The organism is Tepidiforma sp., assembly GCF_026419595.1.
In the GTDB taxonomy this organism is placed as follows: Bacteria; Chloroflexota; Dehalococcoidia; order Tepidiformales; family Tepidiformaceae; genus Tepidiforma.
The window spans coordinates 1-586 of sequence record NZ_JANZZD010000115.1; the positions used below are offsets into that span (position 1 = coordinate 1).

The window sequence follows — 586 nt, forward strand, 5'->3', positions numbered from 1 at the left end:
GCAGTAGGGCCTGGGCTTGCAGCAAACGGGCTTCGGCGGCCCCAAGCTCCCCCATCGCCCCCAGGGCCCGGCCCCCCAGGTAGAGCGCCTTGGCCCGTAAGGGAGCAGCCAGAGGCCCGGACTGCCCCACCCCTTCGGCCTCCGCCAGCGCCTCCTTATAGCGCCCACAGAGCAGGTGGTGCTCGGCCCAGCCCAGCCGGGTTTCGGCCTGCAAGGCGGCCTCTCCCAGTTCCTGGGCCAGCCGCTCCATCGCGCCCAGCGCCTCGGCCCAGGGGGTGCGTTCGTCCAGGGTCTGCCAGAGCCGGGCCCGCTCGCGCTGGATTTCGTAGGCCACTTTGCCTTCGGCGCCGTCCGACAGGGCCAGCTGGTACTGCTCCAAAGCCTCCCGGTGGGCATAGACCCGCACTGCGGCCTCGGCAGCCCGGAGGCGCCAGGGGATGGCCTCCTGGGGCCTGCCGCCCTCTTCCCAGTGTTCGGCCACGCGGGCCGGGTTGCCGCCCTGGCGGGCCAGGCTCTGGGCCAGCTTGCGGTGCAGCAGCCGGCGTCGCTCCGGGCCCAGCCCTTCGCGCACCGAGCGCCGCACCAG

The 586-nt window shown here is 73.9% G+C and carries 1 pseudogene; it reads right to left on the minus strand.

The window, feature by feature from the left end:
* Nucleotides 1–571 (minus strand): annotated as a pseudogene (locus N2041_RS14675) (hypothetical protein); the annotation flags it as partial.
* Nucleotides 572–586 lie beyond the last annotated feature (15 nt).